At 59.8% G+C, this 19,002-nt stretch carries 21 protein-coding genes; 10 read left to right on the top strand and 11 right to left on the bottom strand.

Annotated features, from left to right (window positions below):
- Nucleotides 1-104 precede the first annotated feature (104 nt).
- Both BLU71_RS14150 and BLU71_RS14145 read left to right on the top strand, forming a co-directional pair.
- The gene (locus tag BLU71_RS14150) at nucleotides 105-539 is read left to right on the top strand and encodes a MarR family transcriptional regulator (protein ID WP_016771142.1); all 435 of its coding nucleotides are present in this window, start codon (nucleotides 105-107) and stop codon (nucleotides 537-539) included.
- A 127-nt stretch (nucleotides 540-666) separates the two neighbouring features.
- Entirely contained in the window at nucleotides 667-2,463 is a 1,797-nt protein-coding gene (locus tag BLU71_RS14145; RefSeq protein WP_083353330.1) for a FimV/HubP family polar landmark protein, read from the top strand.
- Nucleotides 2,464-2,591: 128 nt separating this feature from the next.
- Here BLU71_RS14145 and BLU71_RS14140 read toward each other — a convergent pair whose 3' ends face one another.
- A complete protein-coding gene (locus tag BLU71_RS14140) occupies nucleotides 2,592-4,781 on the bottom strand; it encodes a patatin-like phospholipase family protein (protein ID WP_083353329.1) in 2,190 nt (729 codons plus the stop codon).
- Between the two features lie 71 nt (nucleotides 4,782-4,852).
- Between BLU71_RS14140 and BLU71_RS14135 the strand changes: the two genes are divergently transcribed.
- On the top strand, nucleotides 4,853-5,140 hold the full coding sequence (locus tag BLU71_RS14135; protein WP_083353328.1) for a SelT/SelW/SelH family protein: 288 nt from the start codon (nucleotides 4,853-4,855) through the stop codon (nucleotides 5,138-5,140).
- Here BLU71_RS14135 and BLU71_RS14130 read toward each other — a convergent pair.
- Nucleotides 5,134-6,027 carry a DMT family transporter gene (locus tag BLU71_RS14130; protein ID WP_083353327.1) on the bottom strand — a complete coding sequence of 298 codons (894 nt, stop codon included), beginning with the start codon at nucleotides 6,025-6,027 and terminating at the stop codon, nucleotides 5,134-5,136. The genes BLU71_RS14135 and BLU71_RS14130 overlap by 7 nt on opposite strands.
- Before the next feature lie 225 nt (nucleotides 6,028-6,252).
- Between BLU71_RS14130 and BLU71_RS14125 the strand changes: the two genes are divergently transcribed.
- Nucleotides 6,253-7,068: a UDP-2,3-diacylglucosamine diphosphatase gene (locus BLU71_RS14125; RefSeq protein WP_025110572.1), complete on the top strand. Its 816-nt coding sequence runs from the start codon at nucleotides 6,253-6,255 to the stop codon at nucleotides 7,066-7,068.
- Between the two features lie 111 nt (nucleotides 7,069-7,179).
- On the opposite strand, the gene BLU71_RS14120 is transcribed toward BLU71_RS14125, so the two are convergent.
- Together BLU71_RS14120 and BLU71_RS14115 are read right to left on the bottom strand one after the other, a co-directional pair.
- Complete coding sequence (locus tag BLU71_RS14120) at nucleotides 7,180-7,770, bottom strand: HD domain-containing protein (RefSeq protein WP_083353326.1); 591 nt, start codon at nucleotides 7,768-7,770, stop codon at nucleotides 7,180-7,182.
- Between the two features lie 14 nt (nucleotides 7,771-7,784).
- A complete protein-coding gene (locus BLU71_RS14115) occupies nucleotides 7,785-8,096 on the bottom strand; it encodes a DUF962 domain-containing protein (protein WP_042607489.1) in 312 nt (103 codons plus the stop codon).
- Between the two features lie 165 nt (nucleotides 8,097-8,261).
- Here BLU71_RS14115 and BLU71_RS14110 point away from each other — a divergent pair, with 165 nt between their 5' ends.
- Complete coding sequence (locus BLU71_RS14110) at nucleotides 8,262-9,323, top strand: AraC family transcriptional regulator (RefSeq protein ID WP_201297820.1); 1,062 nt, start codon at nucleotides 8,262-8,264, stop codon at nucleotides 9,321-9,323.
- Here BLU71_RS14110 and BLU71_RS14105 read toward each other — a convergent pair.
- Complete coding sequence (locus BLU71_RS14105; protein ID WP_042607491.1) at nucleotides 9,280-10,734, bottom strand: TrkH family potassium uptake protein; 1,455 nt, start codon at nucleotides 10,732-10,734, stop codon at nucleotides 9,280-9,282. The two genes, BLU71_RS14110 and BLU71_RS14105, sit on opposite strands and share 44 nt — an antisense overlap.
- Nucleotides 10,735-10,855: 121 nt before the next feature.
- Here BLU71_RS14105 and BLU71_RS14100 point away from each other — a divergent pair, with 121 nt between their 5' ends.
- The gene (locus tag BLU71_RS14100) at nucleotides 10,856-11,422 is read left to right on the top strand and encodes a nitroreductase family protein (RefSeq protein ID WP_064362083.1); all 567 of its coding nucleotides are present in this window, start codon (nucleotides 10,856-10,858) and stop codon (nucleotides 11,420-11,422) included.
- A gap of 405 nt (nucleotides 11,423-11,827) precedes the next feature.
- Here the strand turns inward: BLU71_RS14100 and BLU71_RS14095 are convergent, their stop codons facing one another.
- A complete protein-coding gene (locus tag BLU71_RS14095; RefSeq protein WP_083353324.1) occupies nucleotides 11,828-13,168 on the bottom strand; it encodes a sensor histidine kinase in 1,341 nt (446 codons plus the stop codon).
- Between the two features lie 173 nt (nucleotides 13,169-13,341).
- Nucleotides 13,342-13,794, bottom strand: a complete 453-nt coding sequence (locus BLU71_RS14090) for a Spy/CpxP family protein refolding chaperone (protein ID WP_042607494.1) — start codon at nucleotides 13,792-13,794, stop codon at nucleotides 13,342-13,344.
- 322 nt (nucleotides 13,795-14,116) lie between these two features.
- Between BLU71_RS14090 and BLU71_RS14085 the strand changes: the two genes are divergently transcribed.
- The 3 genes from BLU71_RS14085 to BLU71_RS14080 all read left to right on the top strand — a co-directional run bounded on the left by BLU71_RS14085 (nucleotide 14,117) and on the right by BLU71_RS14080 (nucleotide 15,775).
- Nucleotides 14,117-14,623 (top strand): PAAR domain-containing protein, encoded by a 507-nt coding sequence (locus BLU71_RS14085; protein WP_065617423.1) that lies wholly within the window; start codon nucleotides 14,117-14,119, stop codon nucleotides 14,621-14,623.
- On the top strand, nucleotides 14,623-15,321 hold the full coding sequence (locus BLU71_RS27335; protein ID WP_116659053.1) for a hypothetical protein: 699 nt from the start codon (nucleotides 14,623-14,625) through the stop codon (nucleotides 15,319-15,321). The genes BLU71_RS14085 and BLU71_RS27335 overlap by 1 nt, the downstream gene beginning before the upstream one ends.
- A gap of 94 nt (nucleotides 15,322-15,415) precedes the next feature.
- Nucleotides 15,416-15,775, top strand: a complete 360-nt coding sequence (locus BLU71_RS14080; RefSeq protein ID WP_223259156.1) for a hypothetical protein — start codon at nucleotides 15,416-15,418, stop codon at nucleotides 15,773-15,775.
- A 161-nt stretch (nucleotides 15,776-15,936) separates the two neighbouring features.
- On the opposite strand, the gene BLU71_RS14075 is transcribed toward BLU71_RS14080, so the two are convergent.
- From BLU71_RS14075 to BLU71_RS14060, 4 genes are all read right to left on the bottom strand, one after another.
- Entirely contained in the window at nucleotides 15,937-16,614 is a 678-nt protein-coding gene (locus tag BLU71_RS14075; RefSeq protein WP_065617422.1) for a response regulator transcription factor, read from the bottom strand.
- A 7-nt stretch (nucleotides 16,615-16,621) separates the two neighbouring features.
- A complete protein-coding gene (locus BLU71_RS14070) occupies nucleotides 16,622-17,032 on the bottom strand; it encodes a translation initiation factor 2 (protein ID WP_016771128.1) in 411 nt (136 codons plus the stop codon).
- 108 nt (nucleotides 17,033-17,140) lie between these two features.
- Nucleotides 17,141-17,440 (bottom strand): YciI family protein, encoded by a 300-nt coding sequence (locus tag BLU71_RS14065; RefSeq protein ID WP_041478984.1) that lies wholly within the window; start codon nucleotides 17,438-17,440, stop codon nucleotides 17,141-17,143.
- 1 nt (nucleotide 17,441) lies between these two features.
- Nucleotides 17,442-18,038 (bottom strand): septation protein A, encoded by a 597-nt coding sequence (locus BLU71_RS14060; protein WP_042607495.1) that lies wholly within the window; start codon nucleotides 18,036-18,038, stop codon nucleotides 17,442-17,444.
- Between the two features lie 87 nt (nucleotides 18,039-18,125).
- Here BLU71_RS14060 and BLU71_RS14055 point away from each other — a divergent pair, with 87 nt between their 5' ends.
- The gene (locus BLU71_RS14055) at nucleotides 18,126-18,989 is read left to right on the top strand and encodes a PHP domain-containing protein (RefSeq protein ID WP_065617421.1); all 864 of its coding nucleotides are present in this window, start codon (nucleotides 18,126-18,128) and stop codon (nucleotides 18,987-18,989) included.
- Nucleotides 18,990-19,002: the final 13 nt, after the last annotated feature.

The following is a 19,002-nucleotide window of genomic DNA, read 5'->3' as shown; positions in this document are numbered from 1 at the left end:
TTGTAACGATTCAGTACAGAGCGACTCTTGCCTATAACTGCCACCCATGCTTAGCTGACTAATAATTAGATTTTCCGTATTTTCAGTCTGACCGTGAGTGTTTTATGCCGTTAACCGATCAACATCGCTTTGGTATGCAACTGGCCCAGATGTCCCGTGGCTGGCGTGCCGAACTGGATCGCCGCCTCGCCGGGCTGGGCCTGTCGCAGGCACGCTGGCTGGTACTGCTGCATCTGGCGCGCTTTGAAGAAGCGCCGACCCAGCGCGAACTGGCGCAGAGTGTCGGCGTCGAAGGCCCGACTCTGGCGCGATTGCTCGATAGTCTGGAAAACCAGGGACTGGTGCAACGCCAGTCGGTGATGGAAGACCGTCGAGCGAAAAAAATCGTTCTCTGCGCACCTGCGCTGCCGCTGATCGAACAAATCGAAACCATTGCCACACAACTGCGCCACGAATTGTTCGAAGGCGTCGACGAGGCTGATTTGAAGGTGTGCATGCGCGTTCACGGGCACATTCTGGCCAATCTGGAAAAATCTTGAGGCACATCCTGACGGCGATTTTTTGAGAGATCGCGCTGAGCCGACTATAAGAACTACTGGGCAATATCGTGTTCGTACCGGATGTGCGAACGCATAGAAACCGGTTTTGCTTATTTAAGGGATGCTCATGCTCGCAAGTCGGCACATGCTGCGCGGGGGCGCCAAATGGCTGCTCGCTGCCGGTGTATTCAGCTATTCGACCTGGTCGATGGCATTGGGGTTGGGCGAAATCACTGTTCACTCAGCCCTCAATCAGCCGTTCAAGGCCGACATCGCACTGGTCGATGTCGGCACGTTGACGCAAAACGATCTCTCGGCCAGCCTGGCCTCGGCGGATGAATTCGGCCGCGCCGGCGTCGAGCGGGTGTTCTTTCTCAACGACCTCAAGTTCACCCCGATCCTGCGTGGCAATCGCCAGATGATCCGGGTGACGTCGGGCAAACCGGTCAACGAACCCTTCCTGAATTTCCTCGTGCAGCTCGATCAGCCCAACGGCCGTCTGCTGCGTGAATACACGGTGCTGATCGACCCGCCGGGTTCGCCGGGCATCGTGCCGGCCACCGACGAGCCGGATCCGCGCCCGCAATCCTCCGCTTTTCCGACCGTCGAACCTGTCACCGCACCGGCCCAGGCGCCTCAGGGCAAACGCGCTGCGGCGTCCTTGCCGTCAGCGCCGGCCGCGCCTGCGAATGACGCGCAGGCCGAGCAATTGGCGGCCAGCGTGCTGCTGACCCAGCAACTGCAAAAGACCCTCGATGAACAGAACCTCAGACTGCAAGAACAGCAAGTGCAAATAGCCGACGGCAGGAAGCAGGTGGAAGATTTGCAAACCCGTCTGGCCGAATTGCAGAAAGCGCCGTCGCCGGTAGTCGCGCCGGCTCCGGTCGCTGTTTCAGCCCCGGCCGAGTCAACCGACGACGGCCTGAACTGGCCACTGCTCGGCGGGCTGATAGTGCTGCTGGGCGCGCTGGCCGCTTTGTTCATACGCCGCCGTCAGCAGCGTTCGACCGTCGATGGCACGCCGCTGCCGCTGTTGCCTGTGAGTGCCGACGACGTCGATGAACCCGAACTGCAACATGCCGTTGGTTCGCACGCGGCCGCCGATCATCGCGACGAACCCGCTGCCGGCGACGTGCTGGAGGCCGTGGGGATCTATCTGGCCTACGGCCGACTCAGCGAAGCTGCGGGGTTGCTGCGTGATGCGTTGCACAAGGAACCCGAGCGTACCGATCTTGGTTTGCAGCTCCTTGAAGTACTGGGGCGGCAGGGTGACAGCGCCGCTTTTGAGCAGCAGGAAAACCATCTGCGCGCGCTCGGCGTTGATGATCACGCACTGGTTGAAGCCCGCGCTCGCCACCCAAAACTGGCAGGCGTTGCACCGGCGGCGTTTGCAGCAACGGTAAACGCGCCCGAGCTGCCCGCGGCCCCGGCAGCGATTCTGGCCGCGCCGCTCGCGTCGACGCTCAGCGCTCCCGAGGATGATTTCGAATTGAATCTGGGCGAGCTGTCGATGGATTCGAACTGGGATCTCAACGACAGCCGCACTGATTCCGCAGCACCGCCGATCGATGATCCGCAGCTGGGCACCAGCCTGTCAGTGCTGCCGGTCGATTTCGAACTGCCACAGGCTGCGTCTGCCGAAGAAGCCGAGCTTGAATGGATTCCCGAACCCGACGCTCAGCCGCTCGACGATGACTTCCTCAACGAGTTCGGCGATCCCGAGCCGTCACTGGTGTTGCAGCCTCTGGATCTGCAATTGCCCGAGTCCAGCGAAACGGAGGCCGCCGGCAAGCTCGAACAGGCGCAAACCTGCATCGACGACGGCGACATCGACAGTGCGATCGCGCTGCTCAATGAATTGCTCAAGGAAGGGGATGAACCGTTGAAGCAGACAGCACGGACGTTGTTGGCAGGGATTCGCTGAGTGTCGACGAATACCGGTTCATCCAAGAGCGCTTTCGCGAGCAGGCTCGCTCCCACAATGAAATTCGCTGTACCTGTGGGAGCGAGCCTGCTCTCTAAGGCGTCAGATCGGCCAACGCCGGTTTCAGGTCAGAACGTCTGCCCCAGATTCAGATAAACCGCCTGCTCATCCGCATCATTCAACCCATAAGTGAAATTCAACGGCCCCAGCGGCGTATCGAAGCCGATGAACACACTCGCGGCATTGATGTAGCCGCTGTCGAACTCATTGTCGTTGTTCCACGCCCGACCGCGTTCCAGTGAAGCGCCGGCGTACAGCGGGAAGTCCAATGGCAGATAGGAGCGTGGTGTCAGGCGCCGGTAATACACAGCGCGCATCAGGCTGACGTTCTGCCCGGACAGCGCGTCCTCACGAAACCCCGACAACTGCCGCGCGCCGCCGAGCAGGAAGCTTGAAGTGACTACGTTGGCATCGTCCAGTGTGCGGCCATAGCGCCCGCCCAGAATCAGTGTGTCGGGACCGTGGCTCATGGCCTTGTCGAACTTCGCTTCCCATTGGCGATAGCGGTTGTCTGAACCCAGACCTGGCTCGAACTGGGCGAACGTCAGGCTGACGTCCTTGCCCTCGTGCGGAAAGTACACGTTGTCCAGCGAGTCGTAGGAATACTTCACGGTATAGAAACCTTCGTTGAAGCTCTCGCTCGGCAGATCCTGATCACCGATGCGCACGTCAGCCTTGCCCCAGGCCTGGCCGACACCGAAGCGCACTTCGCCGTTGTTGCCGATCTGCCGGCCGAGGTTGAGGCCGAAACCGTAACGCTCGACGCGATACTGCGCGATCGGATCGTTATCCAGCACCGAGTCAACGTTCTGCGCCTCGAACGACGCGTAGGGCGCGACGAAGTAGCGCGAGCCGACGTCCAGCGGCTGATAGAACTCGCTGTACAGCTCCTGTTTGTCGCCGATCTGCGCGCGGGTCAGCCATTCCGCGCCGAGGCGATTGATGCCGTTGACGCGGTAACTGGCGCCGAGGTTGAAAGCACTGTCGCCGCGCATGTCGTCCGACAGATTGAGGCCGACCCGCAAGTAATCGGTACCGCTGCGCTTGCCGCTGGCGCTGATGACCAGGGTGTGATCCTGGCCTTTGTGCACCACGCGGTAACGCACTTGATCGAAGTAATCGAGGCCGTACAACGTGCCCATGTCCGAGTGCAGGCGCCCCAGATCCAGCTGTTCGCCGATCGGCTGGCGGATGTAATAGCGAATCACGTCATCATCGACTTTCGAATCGTTCTCGACGCGGATTGCGGTAATGATCGGCGTGCGCTGACCAGGCTGGCGGGCGGCGTTGAGTTCGGCGTCCTGGGTTTGCGCCGGCTTCAGTTGCACCAGCCGCGCGTCAAGGATTCGCGTGGCGCGGTAGCCGGCATCGATCATCTCCTGAGCCTTGCCGAAATCGGTCCCGCCAAACGCTGCCAGCGCAGGTTGAATCAATACGTCATCGGCATGCAGAGTCGCCAGTTGCTCTTCGGAATTGCGCCGGGTCATCAGGGTGATCGACTGGTTGAGCACATCCACCACTGTGGTCAGCTGCTTGCGGTTGCGCAGCGGCGTGCCGATATCGACGACGATGGCGATGTCGACGCCCATTTCTCGTGCGACATCCAGCGGGATGTTGTCGGTCATGCCGCCATCCACCAGCAGGCGCCCGTCGAGCTCGACCGGGGCGAACACTGCCGGGATCGACATGCTGGCGCGGATCACCTGCGGCAGGTGACCTTTGCGAAACACCACTTTTTCGCCATTGGCGATGTCGGTGGTCACGGCGCGAAACGGGATCGGCAGCTTGTCGAAGTCGCGGGTGTCGCTGGTGTGGGCCAACAGGCTTTCCAGCAACAGCGCGAGGTTCTGGCCCTGAATCACGCCCAACGGCAGGCCGAGGCTGCCGTCGTCGCGAAAGCTGAGTTTCTGCTTCACCAGAAAGTCGCGGTCATCCTGCTTGCGCCGAAATGGCACGTCCTCACGCGGCGGCGCGTCGGACAGTGCCGCCTGCCAGTCGATGCCCAGGGCGAGTTTTTCCAGCTCGTCGATCTTGTAACCCGAGGCGTACAGGCCGCCGACCACCGCGCCCATGCTGGTGCCGGCAATCGCATCGATCCTGATGCCTTGTTCTTCCAGCGCCTTGAGCACGCCGATGTGCGCCAGCCCGCGAGCCGCGCCACCGGACAGCACCAGGCCGACTTTCGGTCGTGGCGCGTCACTGGCGTGAACCAGCAGGGGAAGGAAACCAAGCAGCAGGCAGAACAGCAAACGGCGCATTGTGAGTCTCGGGGCAAGCGGTAAAGCCGGCTATTATAGCGGCGCCCTCTGTCTCAGGAGTTTCAGCGATCATGACCGTTGCCAAAGCCGAAGTTGTCATCACTTACTGCACCCAATGCCAGTGGCTGCTGCGCGCGGCGTGGCTGGCCCAGGAACTGCTCAGCACTTTCGCTGACGACCTGGGCAAAGTGTCATTGGTGCCGGGCACCGGCGGGGTGTTTCACATCACCTGCGCGGGCGTGCAGATCTGGGAGCGCAAGGCCGACGGCGGCTTCCCGGAGGCCAAGGTATTGAAGCAGCGGGTGCGCGATCAGATTGATCCTGACCGCGACCTCGGCCACAACGAGCGCACTCAGTGAGAAGCTGCCTCGGCAGCGACGGTTTTCCTGTCGCTGCCGCCTGACATTCGCGCCGACACCACGATCGCCACGATGATCAGCGCGCCACCGATGAGCATGCGCAGGGTCGGGGTTTCACTGAACAGCAGCCAGGCAATGGTGATGCCGTAGACCGGCTCCATGGCGAACACCACCGCCGCCGTGCGCGCCTTGATCACTGCCAGGCTGGCGACGAACAGGCTGTGCGCCACGCCCGTGCAGAACACCCCGAGCAGGGCGATCCACAGCCAGTCCAGCGCGCGCACTGCACTTAACTGCGACGCCGCGACCGGCAACAGACACAAGGCCACGACGACGTTCTGACACAACGCTGCCTGCACCGCCGGGATGCGCCCGGAGCTGGCGCGGTTGGTCAACGACAACAGGGAAAACAGCAGGCCGGACAGCACGGCCCAGAGCAAGCCGATGGTCGCGCCGCTGCCCAGATCGAACGCCGGGGTCACCAGTACCAGACCGACGCTGACCAAGACCACCAGCACGATTTCATTGGCGCGGATGCGTTCGCGGAAGATCAGCCCTTCGAGAATCACCGTGAACGCCGGGAAACTGGCAAAGCCCAACGTCGCGATGGCCACCCCGGCGACTTTCACTGATACGAAAAAGCTCACCCAGTGCCCGGCCAGCAACACGCCGCTCAGCGCCAGGCGTCGCCAGTCCACCGCTTGCAGCTTTTGCCAGCCGCTCTGGCTGGCGAATCGAGCAAAAAAGGCCAGGGCAAGCACGGCGAAAGCGGCGCGGCCGAACACGATGACCGCCGGCGACGCGGCAGCGAGTTTGCCGAACACACCGGTCAGGCCGAACATCAAAGCGCCGATATGCAGGGCGCCGAGGGCGGTACGCGGAGTCATTGCAATCCTTAATCCAGACACAATTTTCTGTAATTGATCGTTCCCACGCAGGAGCGTGGGAACGATCATCAAAAGAGCGCCAGTCTAAAGGGCTGGCGCCGTCGCGTCTGTCGTCCGATTCGTCAATCAGTTGAAGACAACTGCTGTCACACGACTGACGCGCATCTGTCACGGTCGATTAACGGTGCGCGCGCAAGCTGGCGAAAACATCGCAGAGGGTTGCCCATGACCAGCGCCGAGCTCGCCAGACCCAGTCGCAAACAACGGGTGCGAACCCTGTGGATCTCCGATGTGCACTTGGGCACGCGGGATTGTCAGGCCGAGCATTTGTCGCAATTCCTCAAGGGCTACCACGCCGACAAGATTTATCTGGTCGGTGACATTATCGACGGCTGGAAACTGCGCGGCGGCATGTACTGGCCGCAAGCGCACACCAACGTCATCCGCCGGCTGCTGACCATGAGCAAGCGCGGCACCGAGGTGATTTACGTCACCGGCAACCATGACGAATTTCTGCGGCGCTATTCGAAGCTGATTCTGGGCAATATCCAGTTGGTCGACGAGGCGGTGCATGTCACCGCCGATGGTCGACATTTGCTGGTGATTCACGGCGATCAGTTCGATGTGATCACTCGCTATCACCGCTGGCTGGCCTTTCTCGGTGACTCGGCCTACGAATTCACCCTGACCCTCAACCGTTGGCTCAATCACTGGCGCGCCCGTTATGGCTATGGTTACTGGTCGCTGTCGGCGTATCTGAAGCACAAGGTGAAGACCGCCGTCAGTTTCATCAGCGACTTTGAAGAAGCCATTGCGCACGAATGTGTGAAGCGCGAATTGCATGGCGTGGTCTGCGGACATATCCATCATGCCGAGATTCGCAAGGTCGGCGAGGTGGATTACCTCAATTGCGGCGATTGGGTTGAATCGTGCACGGCGTTGATCGAGCATTGGGACGGCACGATCGAGCTGTATCGGCTGGCGGATGCCCAGGCGCGGGAGGCGGAATTAAAAGCTGCCAAAGTTGCCGAGATCGCCTGAGCGAAAGAGAAACCCTGTGGGAGCGAGCCTGCTCGCGAAGGCGTAGTGTCAGACAAAACTTCTGTGCCTGATACAGCGCTTTCGCGAGCAGGCTCGCTCCCACAGGTGTTTTCAGGCTGGGCTATGTTCTTGCATCGCAGCCTTGTAAATCGAGTTCTTTGGCTGGGCAAACAGCCGCTCCATCATCGGCTCGAAGAAACTCAGCGGCAACGTGTCGTACCCCGGATCAAACGCCGCCGCGTCGTATTTGGCGCAGAATTCGGCGGTGGCGTGGAACTGCGGATGGTCCTTGAACTGCTCGCGCAGGTGTCGATCCATGCCCAGGTGATGAAAGAAGTAATAGCCCTGAAAGATCCCGTGTTTCTCCACCATCCACAGGTTTTCCGCACTGACGAACGGCTTCAGAATCGCTGCGGCGATGTCTGGATGATTGTACGAGCCGAGGGTGTCACCAATGTCATGCAACAGTGCACACACCACGTATTCCTCATCACGCCCGTCGCGAAAGGCACGGGTCGCGGTTTGCAGCGAGTGGGTCAGGCGATCCACCGGGAAACCGCCGAAGTCGCCTTCGAGCAGTTTCAAATGCGCAAGGATCCGCGACGGCAGTTGCTTGGCATAGGCACTGAAATCGGCGGCGATGATCGCCCAGTCTTCCTGGGTGCCGTCCTGCATATGGGTGAAGTGAGCATGGGCATTCATTGGCAGACCCTCATTCAGAACGCCACGCGACCGAGAATCATGTCGCGGTACATGACGAAATCGCCGAGCAGGCTGTACAGCGGGTGCTGAAAGGTCGCCGGGCGGTTCTTCTCGAAAAAGAAATGGCCGATCCAGGCAAAGCTGTAACCGGCCAGCGGCAACGCCAGCAACAGCAGCCACGCGCCCTTGGCGATGCTCAGGGCGAGAATGAAGATGACCAGAGAGGTGCCGATGAAATGCAGGCGACGGCAGGTGCTGTTGCTGTGCTCGGCGAGGTAATACGGGTAGAACTCGGCGAAGCTGTTGAACCGCTTGATGTTTTCCACGACCGCTATCTCTGTGGTGAATATTCTGGCGACAAGTTGTTCGGCGGGGAGCTTATTTGAGTCTAGAGTGATCATTGGCGTGGGCCAGTGACAATCGGCGCCACTTTAGTATCCTTCGCAAATAGGGCGGTCACCTGCAGCCCGTCATGTAAAAGAATAACAACCATGAGCGAACGAACGACCTCTGCAAGCTGGGCGATGGGGATAGTCAAAGCACTGGAAATGGACGGCCTGGATTGCCGGGTTCTGTTCAAGCAACTGGGGCTGGATTTCAGTGCCCTCGACGATCCGGATGCGCGTTTCCCGCAGGACTCCATGACCCGGCTCTGGCAGCGCGCTGTGGAGGTCTCCGGCAACCCGGCGATCGGCCTGAACATGGGCAAAGTGGTGCGCCCGGCCTCGTTTCATGTCGCCGGCTACGCACTGATGTCGAGCAATACGCTGGCGGAAGGCTTCCAGCGCCTGGTGCGCTATCAACGCATCATTGCCGAAAGCGCCGACCTGAGTTTTCGCCTGCTCGATGAGGGGTACGCGCTGATCCTCACCGTGCACGGCGATCATCTGCCGCCGACCCGGCAGAGTGCCGAAGCGTCACTGGCCTGCGCACTGGCGCTGTGCGGCTGGCTGACCGGGCGCCCGCTGCATCCGCTCAAAGTGCTGATCCAGGGCAATCAGCCTGCCAATCTGCAACCTTACAAAGAAGCCTTCCACGCGCCACTGGTGTTCGGTGCGCCTTACGATGCGTTGATCTTCGAACGTGCCGATATGGAGGCGCCGCTGCCAACCGCCAACGAAGCCATGGCGCTGTTGCATGACCGGTTTGCCGGGGAGTATCTGGCGCGGTTTTCCGAGAGTCGCGTGACACATCGGGCGCGGCAGGTGCTGTGCCGCTTGCTGCCTCAGGGCGAGCCCAAACGCGACACCGTGGCGCAGACCTTGCACCTGTCGCAGCGTACTTTGCAGCGTCGTTTGCAGGAGGAGGGCACCAGTTTCCAGCAGTTGCTCGATGACACTCGCCGCGAACTCGCCGAGCAGTATCTGGCGCAACCGAGCATGACCCTGTTGGAGATTGCTTACCTGTTGGGCTTTGCCGATCCGAGCAATTTCTTCCGCGCTTTCCGTCGCTGGTTCGACACCACGCCCGGCGACTACCGGGCGCGGTTGCTACAGGCACCGAGCCCGGTCAGTGACGCCAGAACGCCGGAATACACAGCACAAACACAGTAATGATCTCCAGTCGGCCGAGCAGCATGCCGAACGACAGAATCCACTTGGCCGCATCCGGCAGGGTGGCGAAGTTGCCCGCCGGGCCGATGGTTTCGCCCAGCCCCGGACCGACGCCAGACACGGTGCTGGCGGCACCGGTCAGCGCGGTCATCCAGTCGACACCCAAGAGCGACAGCAGCAGGGCGATCACGCAGATGGTGATGGCGAAGAAAAACGAGAAGGTCAGGATCGAGCGGACGATTTCTTCGTCGAGGCGGTGACCGTTGTACTTCTGCTTGATCACTGCGCGCGGGTGGATCAGCTGATTAAGGTTGGCCTTGAGCAGGATGTAGGCGACCTGGAAACGGAAAATCTTGATTCCGCCTGCCGTCGAGCCGGAACAGCCGCCGACAAAGCCCAGATAGAAAAACAGCATCAGCGAGAAGTTGCCCCACAAGCTGTAGTCACCCAAGGCAAAACCAGTGGTGGTGACCACCGAGGTCACGTTCAGCGCCACATGCCGCAGTGCTTCCAGCCAATGCAGCTTGGTGGTCCACCAGTACCAGGTGCCGAGCACCAGCCAGGTCACCAGCAACATCGCCAGCAAGCCCTGCACCTGTTGATCACGGATCAACGCCTTGCGATTGCCGCGCAGCGTGGCGACGTACAGGGTGAACGGCAGGCTGCCGAGGATCATGATGACGATCGCCACCCAGTGCACCGCCGGTTGCGTCCACTTCGCCAGCGACTGGTCGGAGGTCGAAAAACCACCGGTGGAAATCGCCGACATTGCGTGGTTGATCGCATCGAACGGACTCATCCCGGCCCACCAGAACGCCAGGCTGCCGAGAATGGTGATGCCGACATAGGCCGCCACGATCAGCCGCGCCACCATGTGCGAACGCGGCATGACCTTTTCCGAGCGGTCGGAAGATTCGGTCTGGAACAGGCGCATGCCACCGATGCGCAGCAGCGGCAGAATCGCCACCGCCATACCGATAAAGCCGATGCCGCCGATCCAGTGCAGCATCGAGCGCCACATCAGGATGCCCGGGGACATGCTGTCCAGATGATTGAGCACGGTGGAACCGGTGGCGGTAATGCCGGACATGCTTTCGAAAAACGAGTCGGTGTAGCTGATGTGCTGGGTCAGCAGAAACGGCAGCGCAGCGAAAATGCACACCACCAACCAGCTGCTGACCGTCAGCAGATACATGTCCCGCGGGCGCAGATGCACGTGTTCCGGTCGACCGGGAATCACCAGCGCGAGGCCGGCGACGAAGGTGATCATGCTCGCCCAGAGAAAGGACGGCAGGTCGCTGGTGCGCTCGAAAATCACCAGCGTGGCCATCGGCACGACCATCGCCACAGCCAGGGTGATCAGGAAAATGCCGATGATGAAACCAATGGTCCGTAAGGTCGGCAACGCCATGAAATCCGCTCGGGCTGGTGGAAGAAGGGCGCCATTCTACCTGCGGGGCAAGGCATGTAAACCGGCAGGCGTTGTGCAGTTGCAGCTAGAATAGCCGCACATTTTTCAAAGGAGGTGGCCGATGCAGGCTCTCGACGCGTTGCTCAACCGTGTTTCCGTACCCCGACTGGTCGAACCGGCCCCCACTGCCGAGCAGCGCGAAGCCCTGTTCGGCGCAGCGTTGCGCGCCCCTGATCACGGGCATCTGCAGCCGTACCGCTTTTTGACCGTCGAAGGCGCGGCACGTGAGCAAATGGGCGAGCTGCTGGCCGAGGCGGCCCGCCAGCAGGGCGGCGAAGTCACTGAAGCGATGATCGACAAGGCCCGCAATGGCCCGTTGCGCGCGCCGCTGGTGGTTGTGGTGATCGCGAAACTGCAGGAACACGTGAAATATCCGAAGGCTGAGCAATTGCTCACGGCGGGCTGCGCCGCCCACGGCATTCTGCTGGCGGCGTATGCACAGGGGATTGGTGCGGTGTGGCGCACCGGGGATCTGGCGTATTCGAAGCATGTTGCCGAAGGTTTGGGGCTGGTAGAAGGCGAGGAAGTCATTGCGTTCCTCTACCTTGGTACGCCGCAGAAAGAGCCGCGCGTGGCAGAGAAGGTCGATCTGGCTGAGTTCGTCAGCGCCTGGCCCGGTAAGGCCTGAAGATCAAAAGCCCCTCACCCTAGCCCTCTCCCGGAGGGAGAGGGAACTGATTGGGGGATGCTTTGGAATTACACCGACCTGAGCCGCCTTCGCTGGATCCAGATTCGCCTCAAATGCCGGACGTGGTGTTTCTGCGAATCCATAATCGACCCGGTCTTCCACGTCGATGCATCACGCCAGACACCTCGGTCAGCTCCCTCTCCCTCGGGGAGAGGGAACTGATTGGGGGATGCTTTGGAATTACACCGACCTGAGCCGCCTTCGCTGGATCCAGATTCGCCTCAAATGCCGGACGTGGTGTTTCTGCGAATCCATAATCGACCCGGTCTTTCACGTCGATGCATCACGCCAGACACCTCGGTCAGCTCCCTCTCCCTCGGGGAGAGGGCTGGGGTGAGGGGCTTTTCAGGGCTGGACCACGACTCCCGGTACGAGGGGCAATTCCAGACTCGCCACAAACCCGCCCTGCGCATGATTGGCCAGCGTCAGCGTGCCGCCATGCCGTTCCGCCGCCCGTTTGGCGATCGCCAGTCCCAAGCCATGCCCGGCGGCCGTCTGCCCCGGCGCTCGGTAGAACGGCTCGCCCAGCTGACTCAGATGCTCCGCCTGCACGCCCTGCCCGTGGTCGCGCACGCTGATGACAATCCGTTCACCCTGCCGCGAGGCCTGCAGTTCGATCGGCTGATCGCTGGGGTTGAAGCGCTGGGCGTTGCGCAGCAGATTATCCACGGCGCGTTCGATCATCGTTGGCCAGCCTTTGAGATTCAGCTGCGGCTCGGCTTGCAGGCGCACGGTCTGTTCGGGCGAGCTCAACTGCGCATCCTTTTGCAGCGTGGCGAGCAGCGCATTGAGATCCACGTCTTCAGCGCTGGCGTTGTCGGCATCGACCCGCGCCAGCACCAGGATTTCACTGATCAACGCCTCCAGCCGATCGCATTCGCGGGTCAGCCGTGGCCACAGTTTCTCGCGTTCTTCAGGATTGGCGCGCTCGGCCAAGGCCAAGGCAATACGCAGGCGCGCCAGGGGTGAGCGCAATTCATGGGAGACATCGCGCAGCAACTGCCGCTGACTGCCAATGAGACTTTGCAGACGTGCGCCCATGCGGTTGAAATCGGTGGCGAGCACGCCGAATTCGTCGCGTCGGTTGGCCAGTTTTGCCAGGCTGTTCTGCTGATAAGTGGTCTGTCCCAGATCATGCACCGCGCCACGCAAGCGACTGAGCGGGCGGGTGATCGAGAAGGTCACCAGCAAACTGAACAGGGTCAGCACCACCAGTGCAATGCCCAGCGCACTCAGCGGCCAGAGCAGGCTTTCGCGGTGCCAGGCGTCGAGTTCCGGGTGCGGGATGCGGTAGATGAACAGGTAGGTGTCACCGGTTTTCTCACTGGTGATCTCGTCAGTCAGACGCCGCCACGGCAGACGGCGATCGTCGTTGTTCTGCCGCGCTTCGAACGCGGCGGCGCGACGCGGGAAGGTGCCACGCACCACCGGGTCGCCGGTTTCGTTGAGCACCTGAACGTCAATGTGATACTGGCGTTTGCGTTGTTCGAGGATGTCCTGCGCCGCTTCTTCGCCCTGGCCTTCGTAAGTCTGCGTCCATTCTGCCGCCAGTGTGTTGAGGCCGGGATGGCGGCTGAGTATCCACGCGTCCTGATTGAGCATGTGCCCAAGCAGGATCGACAGCCCGGCTACCAGAGCGATGGCCAGCCAGAAGCTCGCAAGAATCCGCCAGAACAGTGAACGCACAGAAACTCCTCAAAAAACACAAAACCCTGTAGGAGTGAGCCTGCTCGCGATAGCGGTGGGTCAGACAAAAATCTGTCAACTGACACACCGCTATCGCGAGCAGGCTCACTCCTGCATTTGGATCGATGAAAACAGGTCCGACGATGTGAGTCGTCGGGCCCAGGCTCAAGCCATTATTGCGCCTTTTGTGCCTGCTGCGCTTTCCAGGCCTTGAACTCGGCCCATTCGGCGCGGCGTTCGGCGCGTTTTTTCTGGATCTCGTCGAACTGCTTCTGTTGCTCGGGTTTCAGCAGTGCGCGGACATCGGATTCGGCTTTCTTGTGGTTGGCCGCGATCTCGTCCTTCATGGCTTTCTGGTCGGCCGGCGAGAGTTTTTCCAGGTACTTGTCGACCACCTGCTTACGCTCATGCATCTGCTCGCCCATGATCTTGCGGATCTGCTCGCGCTGTTCGCGGGTCAGGTCGAGCTGGCTGTACGGGCCTTTGCCGTGCATGCCGCCGTGCATCTGACCGCCGTGGCGCGGGCCATCAAGCGGACCACCCAGCGGACCGCCATCCTGCGGCATGGCCATGGCCACGGTTGGCAGAGCGGCAGCGAACATCAGAGCGATAAGAGTCTTGCGCATGGTGTATCTCCTTGTCTCGTTCCCGGTACGTTCCGGATGAGTGCAGATTACGCAGATCAAGGTCAGCGGCGGTCAGCGCAGCGTAAAGCTTCGGTAAAGACGCTTCGTACCCGAACTGACAAACACTGATGTGAATGACCCGCGTAGCAATGTGGGAGGGGCTGAAGGCTGCGATCTTTCTGATTTGCAGTTGAGGAAGATACGCATTGAATTGAGAGTCGCCCTGCAGGGTGTTGATGCGAAAGGACGGGAACAGTGATCGTTGAGCAGTCATCAAAGTGAGGTAACATCTGCTCATCGTGAAGTTCAAAGGAGAAAAACGATGGCAGGAAAGCCGGTCGCAAGGCTCGGAGATCCAGGGAGTCACGGCGGAAATATCACGACTGGATCAAGTCCTATTTTTGTGAATTCGATGCCCGTGGCTTTGGTTGGGGATATTTACTCTTGCCCAATTCACGGCAGCAATCCCATCACGACTGGCGCTCCCCATGTTTTCGGTTTGGGGAAAGAAGTTGCCCATGTTGGCTCCCTGACGGCATGCGGAGCGACGATTACTGCTGGATCGCCCGACACCTTCGTAGGTGAGTCTGGTGGTGGCGCTCCAATTAGCTTCTTCTCGGAATTTTTGAAAGAAAAGACTTTCGTTGAGTTTCAGTTGCTCAACGAAAGAGGTGAGCCTATCGCCAACGAGGCGTATGAATTGACGCTCCCCGATGGCACCTTGTTGACAGGCTTGCTTGACGAAAATGGCTTTGTGCATGTTGCAAATGTTCCTAGGGGAAATTGCAGCATAAAGTTTCCGAAACTTGAAGATACGGAACATCTTTAATGGTTCAGCCCACTCAATCTACTAGCACAACACAGTCAGCAAAGAACACAGGTGTGTCAGGGAAAACAACGAAGACCAACCAGGTAGTCGTATCCGGTGCCTATATGGAAATACTGGTGGGAGGCCCTTACACTCGCGATAAAGAAGAGCATCCTTTCGGACACGCAGCTTTACATGTAGTGGTGGGTAGCAAAGATATCACTTACGACTTTGGCCGTTATGGTAAGACATGGGGTACGTTTGATAGCGAGGGTGAGGGCGTTCTGAATGTCTGGACTTCTTTCAAGGCTTATATCTCTGGTGAAAATAGCTTAGGACGTACGACGACAGGTTTTGTTTATTTTTTGGATAACGCAAAGGCTGAGGCTGTGATCGCTCATTTCGATGCTGTTATCGCTCAGCAAAAAGAGCAGAGGAGAAAAACAGCTTCGTCAGCACGTTATGTCCTTCCTTCAAACTATCACCCGACCACGAATAACTGCACAACAGTGACGATTGCAGGAGCAAAGGTTTCAGGTAAGTCTATTTTGTACAACCCTTCGAAATATAACGAAATGCGAGGTCTTTCTTTCATCGAACGGCAGGCCGCGCGTACGCAAAATAGTCCGCAGGATGGGATCTTCATGCCTGCGGACTTGCAAGCCATGCTCGAAGCAAATGCCGAGGCACCCTATGATAAGAAAAACGTTTACAAATAAGCGACTCGGCCTATGCCTGGCGGCAGTAGCTTTAACCGTCAATGCGATTTTTTTGGCTTTTCTGATTTTTGATGATAATGCGAAGGGGCACGATATGAAGATGATCAAAACTAAAGAACCGTTGCTGATCGAGGGTCCAAACGGCGACGAGAATTACTACGTGCTGCCGCAGGGTACTACGCTATATCACGATAAAAGCTTTCCTGAAGGGCATGATCGTTATGTGGTGTATCTCAACCATAAGGGTACGATTGCCCACGAAGAAGTACCGATGAAGCCTGAGTATGGCGGTTCTTTCATTGATCCGCTCTGGCTGGCAAATGTTGATGCGAATACTTTGCAAGAAATTTTCAAGCGTTTTCCACTTTCCAAAAAAGACATTGCCGCTGCCATTAAGGCCAACGAGATAACCAAGGACGATTTGGCCGACATTATTCGTTCGATGCCCGATTAACCACTGCAAAGTCACCGACGGCTGCATTCCCTACAGAGCGTGGAAACGATCAGATACCCCTCTGTAGGAGTGAGCCTGCTCGCGATGGCGGCGCGCTATACAAGAATGTGTTGACTGACACACCGCCATCGCGTGCGGCTCACTCCTACAAGGCGCAGGTCTTATAGGCTGTAGTAATAACCCCGACTACGCAGCGCAACGATGCGCGGGCGGCCGTCGGGGTGGGGGCCGATTTTCTTGCGCAGGTTGCTGACGTGCATGTCGAGGCTGCGATCGTAAAGGGTCAGCTTGCGGCCGAGGGCCAGTTGCGCAAGTTCCTGTTTGTCCAGCGGCTCGCCGGGCTGCTTGAGCAGGGCTTCGAGCAGGCGGCTCTCGGAGACGGTGAGCGTCAGTTCTTTTTCCTCGATGCTGACCACGCCGCGCACCGGGCTGAAACTCAGATCACCCAGCTCAAGCTGCGTCGATACGGCCGCCGGGTGGCTGCGGCGCAACACGGCGCGCAGGCGTGCAGTGAGTTCGCGTGGGTCGCAGGGTTTGGCCAGATAATCGTCGGCACCCAGTTCGAGGCCGAGGATGCGGTCCAGCGGTTCGCCACGCGCCGACAGCATCAGCACCGGCAGGTCCGCATGGTCGTTGCGCAATTGCTTGAGCAGTTCCAGACCGCTGCCGTCGGGCAGCATAACGTCCAGCACCACCGCCGCCGGGGCGGTTTCGGCCAACGCCTTGCGGGCGCTCTGGCCATCGTGGCAGGCGCGCACCTGGAAGCCTTCCTGGCTCAACCAGCTACTCAGGAGTTCGCACAACTCCTGGTCATCATCAATCAGTAACAGCTCGCTCATGACTCACTCAATTTAGCCATTGCCGACGTTTTCGGCTTGCACCACTGGCAAAGATACCGCAGAGCAGCGCCAATAGCGCTACCCCGGCGCCAGTGACGAACCACTGCTGTTGATCGGTCAGCAAACGCGGCAACGGGCTGGCCTGGGCTTCCTTGAGTTGCAGCTTCAGACGCTGGTTCTCCTGGCGCAACCGGGCAAGCTGGGCGCTTTCGCGAGTGTTGTCGGCATTCTGCAGTTGTTTGTTTAGTTCCTCGCGCTGCTGTTCACTGGCCTTGAGCCGCTGTTGCAGCTCGGTGATCTGGCTGCCGGCGCTCAATGACAATGGCGTGGAGCTGCCGCTTTCGGTGGTTTCCTCACCATGGGCGGGCGCCATGATCGACAACGTGAGCAACATCAGACACAACGGACCCTTGCGCATCGCGACACCTGCTTCCAAATGGATATTGGGCAGGTTGTCGGCAGGCAAACGAGAATAATGAGCGATTGAGAGCGCGATGAACCGAGAAGGTTCATCGCGTGGAAGGACTCAAGGCAGGACTTGCTTGAACGGCTTGACGATCACATTGGCATACACGCCAGCGGCGATGTACGGATCGGCGTCGGCCCAGGCCTGGGCAGCGCTGAGGGACTCGAACTCGGCGACGATCAGGCTGCCGGTGAAACCCGCTGCGCCCGGATCATTGCTGTCGACCGCCGGATGCGGGCCGGCCAGCACGATGCGGCCTTCGCCCTTGAGCGCTTGCAGGCGTTCCAGATGCGCCGGGCGCGCGGACAGGCGGGCTTCGAGCGAGTTGGCAACGTCGGTGGCAATGATGGCGTAGAGCATGTCAGTCCTCGGTTTTTGGCGTTGTGGTATCGGTGTCATGCAGATGACGCGACAGGTAGATGCCCTGTGCAACCAGGAACAGCACGGTCATGCCCAGGCTGCCGAACACCTTGAAGTCGACCCAGATGCTCTGGAAGGTGAAGGCGACGAACAGGTTGGCGGCGCCGCAGAACAGAAAGAAGGCGATCCAGGCGATGTTCAAACGGGTCCACACAGGATCCGGCAGGGTCAGCGCGTGGCCCATGATGCGCTTGATCAGCAGGCGATCACCGATGAAATGGCTGCCGATGAACGCCGCAGCGAACAACCAGTTGACCACCGGCGCTTTCCATTTCAGGAAGGTTTCGCTGTGGAAGGCCAGCGTCAGGCTGCCGAATACCAGGCAGGCGATCAGCGTCAGCCATTGGCTCTTTTCCAGCTTGCGCTGCTTGATGAACAGCGCGCCGTACACCACCAGGGAGCTGATGATCAGCATCGCCGTGGCGCTGTAGATACCGCCTACGGTCACTTGCTGGCCGGCAATGTCGACGACCCGTGGATCAAGTTTGTAAACGATGAAGAACAGCAGAAGCGGGATGAAATCGATGAATTGTTTCACAGTGAGAGCCAGAAGCTGGATGTGGCGGCATAATAACAAACATACGGGCGCGCGATAGCGCCAGCTGATTTGAGGTTACAACTCCCCGTGAATGTTGATTTGCACTGCCACAGCACGGCCTCCGACGGCGCCCTGGCGCCTGCGGTTCTGGTTGCGCGTGCGTTCGAAAACGGCGTGCGAGTCCTGGCGTTGACCGACCACGACACCCTCGAAGGCCTCGCCGAAGCGCGTACGGCGGCGACCGCGTTGGGCATGCAACTGGTCAACGGCGTCGAATTGTCCTGCACCTGGGGCGGGGCGACCATTCATGTGTTGGGCTACGGTTTCGACGTCAACGCCGCGCCGTTGGTCGAAGCGATCGCCAAATTGCACGATGGTCGCTGGCTGCGGTCCGAAGAAATAAGCCGCAAGCTCGCCCTCAAGGGCATGCCCGGCGCCCTTGAGGGCGCCCGGCAGATCCAGCAGGAACTGGGCGACAGCGGCAACGCGCCGGCCCGTCCGCATTTCGCCGACTGGATGGTGCGTGAAGGTTTTGTGAAGGATCGCGCCGAGGCGTTTCGCAAATGGCTCGGCGCCGGCAAGCTCGGCGACGTCAAGCTGCACTGGCCGACCCTGGAAGACACCGTCGGCACCCTGCGCGCCGCCGGTGCCTGGGTCAGTCTGGCGCATCCCTGGCACTACGATTTCACCCGCAGCAAACGCCGAAAGCTGATTGCCGACTATATTCAAGCAGGCGGGCATGCAATCGAGGTGGTCAATGGCCACCAGCCCGCGGAACAGGTGGGCAGCCTGGCGATCCTTGCCCGTGAGTTCGGTCTGCTGGTCAGCGCCGGCAGTGACTTCCATGGCCCTGGCGGCTGGTCCGAGATCGGCCAGTACCGGCCGGTTCCCGAGGACCTTCCACCCCTGTGGTGTCGGTTCAAACATGACACAGATATTGCCGCCGTCTGAACAGGTAGAGAAT

The sequence above is a fragment of the Pseudomonas moraviensis genome, assembly GCF_900105805.1.
Classification (GTDB): Bacteria; Pseudomonadota; Gammaproteobacteria; order Pseudomonadales; family Pseudomonadaceae; genus Aquipseudomonas; species Aquipseudomonas moraviensis_A.
The sequence above is the reverse complement of the archived record's forward strand: the minus strand, read 5'-3'. Positions and strand labels throughout refer to the sequence as shown.